The sequence below is a fragment of the Arthrobacter sp. UYCo732 genome, assembly GCF_040547265.1.
Lineage (GTDB): Bacteria > Actinomycetota > Actinomycetes > Actinomycetales > Micrococcaceae > Arthrobacter.
The window spans coordinates 1-3,062 of record NZ_JBEPPJ010000043.1 but is presented as its reverse complement, the minus strand read 5'-3'; the positions used below and the strand labels follow the sequence as shown (position 1 = coordinate 3,062).

Sequence of the window (3,062 nt, the reverse complement as noted above, 5' to 3'; positions counted from 1 at the left end):
GGTGTGGGAGAGTAGGTCACCGCCGGAACACTATTACCGGTCGAGAGCCCCCGAACACCACGTGTCCGGGGGCTCTCCCACGTTAACCACCCACCACACAACCACCCCCAAAACCCACGGGACGCTCTCGCAGCCGGGCCGCGCCGGCACACCGGCCGCACCGCCGCCCAACGTTCCCAACGGCCGAAACCAGCATCAAGCGAGAGAGCGTCGCCGCGGGGACGTGAGCCTTCCCATGTATCTCCCCAACGGCACGGCTGAGAATCCTTTGGAAGCAGCCGTTGTCCGCGCGATCGTCAGGATGCGGGTGGGAGGGGCTCGATGGCGGTGCGCCGTAGGAACTGCTCGCAGCCGGGCATGGTGGTCCATGGTGTGGCGAAGACCCGGTCATCGCCGCACCGGCAACGGATGTGCGTTGGTGGTTGGAACGCATCAGTTCGAGGACGCCATGAGGTCCAGGATGAATCGGGCCATTTGTACGCGGCTGGCTACGAATGCCCGTAGTTCTTCCGAGTCGGGCTCTGCCAAGCGCTGGGTGGCTACCGCCTGGAGGCCGGCAAAGAGTGCCATGGACGCTGCGTGCCCGCCCAGGACCGTCGTTTCCGCGACATTGGCGCCGGATTCGGCCAGTCCCTCGCAGTAGGGGGCCCTGCATAGCGGTTCCACGCGGTAGGGACATTTCCCGTCCATGGTGCCTTGGTTAACCTACCCAGCCAGCAGTTGGCCGAGGTCGAAACCTGGGCACGCGCTCCCGTAGAGGCCCCAGTCAATGACGGCGAAGTTAGTTGAGCCGCCCGGACGTCCGGAGTTGGTTTCGATCAGGTGGTTTTATGGGCTGGCGTCACCGTGTGCGGTGAGCTGGGGGAGGGCGATGATTTCTTCCACCGCCGCGCTGCCGGCAAACCGGCCAAGCCGCGCTGCCGCATTGCGGAACCGTGCGTCTGACCAACCGTCGCCGCCTTCTTCAGTCACGTCTTCCATCCAGATGGCTATGCGTTGTTCGTCCAATTCCTCAATGCTGTAGAGCGTGGGTAGCCGGCCGCCGTGTGGCATGGCATCGGCCAGTCCCGACGCATACACCTCCGCTTCCGTACGCCACCGGTAATGGTGTGCCAGGTCTGCCCTGAAAGCTGGCGGGACCTGTGCGATTCCGTTCCACAGCAGGGGGGATTGGCTAAGTTTGATCACCACGCTGAAGGGGACGGAGGTGATGCTGAACATGGGAAACGTGATTTGCGCGGCGCTGGCCGAAACGAGGTCTGCGCTTGGCCTTCCCAAGACGACGGCGGCTAGGTCCGCCAGCTTGCGGGCGCTCACCGATGCGGCGCCGAGGGTGTCCATGTTCTCGAGTGCGGCGGGCTTCATGGTAACCGCTGTGACGGAATGACCGTGGTCCCCGGCGCTAATCACTGAACCGACTCATCTGACTCAATGGTCAAGTCAAGCATTGACCGGAGTCAATGGCCCGCCACATATTGCGACCAGCTTTGCCGGCGCCTTGAAGAGTTCCGGACGGCCGTTTATGCCAGGCCCTGTCACTCACCTGAAACCGTGCAGACTTTGACTCTTGTGATTCTGTTGCTTCCGGTACTGGGTGGTGGCCGGCGTTGCGTCCGGGCAGGCGTTGGCCTGCCCGTTACCGCGGCCCCGTACGATCGGCGGCCACCACCGGCACGGACCGGAAGCAACGGGGAAAACAGTGGGCGGCGCAGCCGGCCCTCCTGGCATCGTTTTAGGTTCACGCCGCTTCCTGTTGATGCTCAAGGTGGGCGAGCTCCCAGGCCAGCGCCGAGGTCATCTGCAGCGCCGAGTGGCATCGGGCCGTGTTGTACTCATCGATCCATGCCGCCATCGCCGTCCGGGCCTGCGCCCTCCTGACGAAGTGTTCGACAGCGCAACTCGAACTCGAGAGTCGAGTTCCAGGACTCGGTGACGGCGTTATCCAACGTTGACCCGGGCTGGTCCATCGACTGTTTCATTCCGCATCGAATGCAGGCACTCCTGAAATCACCGGCGGTGAATTCGCTGTCCTGATCGGTGTGCATGATCACCCGGTGATCGTGTCCCTGCCACCACGGACGGCGACCGCCATCGCCAGAGCCGGATACGCCAACTGCGCATCGTGATGCTCGGACAACCCGAATCCCACGATCCGCCTGGAGCCCATATCCAACACACTGTCCAGAAGCAGTTTGCCCTCATCGGTATGGATCTCGGTGCCGTCCCCATACCATTTTTCGTTCACCCTGACCGCTGCGAAATCGCGTCCGATCAGATCCGGTGCCCGCCACCGCCCGTTGCCCTGCCTGGTCGTTAACCGGCGGCTGTGCCCGGCGCGGGGCACCAGCTCTTGCTCGCCCATCAACGCCGCGACCGTGTTCAGGCTCACCTTCCAGCCCGCCTCAGCCAGATCCGCCGTGATCCGCGGCGAACCGTACTTATCACGATGGGAAGCGACCCACCGCTTGATCTCCGTCGCCAACATCTCACGGCGGGCATGCCGGGGCGAGGGATCCCCGCGACGCCACGTATAAAACCACGCCTGGCTGACCTGCAACGCACGGCATGCCGTCGCATGCGGAACGCCATGCCCGGCCCTGTGCCTGGCGATGAACGAGGCGATGCTTACCGGCCCATCGCCTCCTGGACCCAGAGGGCCACGGAACGCTTGAGGACATCACGCTGCATTGCCAGCTCCGCGTTCTCTTTCCGCAACCGGCCCGCTCCGTCCGCTCGCTCTCACCCAACGCACCGTTTCCGCCGTCGCGTCGACGTCGGTCCTGAGCACCAGTGACCCAGCGTCCCGTCGTTGATCCCCAGCTCATGCGCGACGCGAGCGACCGGTTTGTGCGTCTCGGCCACGATCCGCACCGCACCGGCTTTGCACTCCTCGTCATACTTCCGTCGTGTGGCCACCGCCGAAGCTCCTTAGAGCGTTACCTCCACGGTACGAGGGAAAACCTATCGTCATCCTTGGCTCCGGCCGCGCCGCCCTCGACCGTACCTGGCACATCATTTCGGATACCAAAGAGTAGTCGCTTGATGCCTTGGGCGCCGGACGC

At 64.0% G+C, this 3,062-nt stretch carries 5 protein-coding genes; all 5 read right to left on the bottom strand.

Going from position 1 to position 3,062, the window contains the following annotated elements; genetic code table 11:
- Positions 1-432: 432 nt before the first annotated feature.
- Positions 433-690 carry a hypothetical protein gene (locus ABIB45_RS22375; RefSeq protein WP_354218025.1) on the bottom strand — a complete coding sequence of 86 codons (258 nt, stop codon included), beginning with the start codon at positions 688-690 and terminating at the stop codon, positions 433-435.
- A gap of 138 nt (positions 691-828) precedes the next feature.
- Positions 829-1,365 (bottom strand): hypothetical protein, encoded by a 537-nt coding sequence (locus ABIB45_RS22370; RefSeq protein ID WP_354218024.1) that lies wholly within the window; start codon positions 1,363-1,365, stop codon positions 829-831.
- A gap of 373 nt (positions 1,366-1,738) precedes the next feature.
- On the bottom strand, positions 1,739-1,942 hold the full coding sequence (locus ABIB45_RS22365) for an integrase core domain-containing protein (RefSeq protein ID WP_354218026.1): 204 nt from the start codon (positions 1,940-1,942) through the stop codon (positions 1,739-1,741).
- Between the two features lie 105 nt (positions 1,943-2,047).
- Positions 2,048-2,485 carry an IS3 family transposase gene (locus tag ABIB45_RS22360; RefSeq protein ID WP_354218023.1) on the bottom strand — a complete coding sequence of 146 codons (438 nt, stop codon included), beginning with the start codon at positions 2,483-2,485 and terminating at the stop codon, positions 2,048-2,050.
- 254 nt (positions 2,486-2,739) lie between these two features.
- The gene (locus ABIB45_RS22355; protein WP_354218022.1) at positions 2,740-2,916 is read right to left on the bottom strand and encodes a transposase; all 177 of its coding nucleotides are present in this window, start codon (positions 2,914-2,916) and stop codon (positions 2,740-2,742) included.
- Positions 2,917-3,062: the final 146 nt, after the last annotated feature.

Excerpts from the sequence above, each read along its gene's own strand:
- ABIB45_RS22375 (WP_354218025.1), bottom strand. The coding sequence starts at position 690 with ATGGACGGGAAATGTCCCTACCGCGTGGAACCGCTATGCAGGGCCCCC.
- ABIB45_RS22370 (WP_354218024.1), bottom strand. The coding sequence starts at position 1,365 with ATGAAGCCCGCCGCACTCGAGAACATGGACACCCTCGGCGCCGCATCG.
- ABIB45_RS22360 (WP_354218023.1), bottom strand. The coding sequence starts at position 2,485 with ATGTTGGCGACGGAGATCAAGCGGTGGGTCGCTTCCCATCGTGATAAG.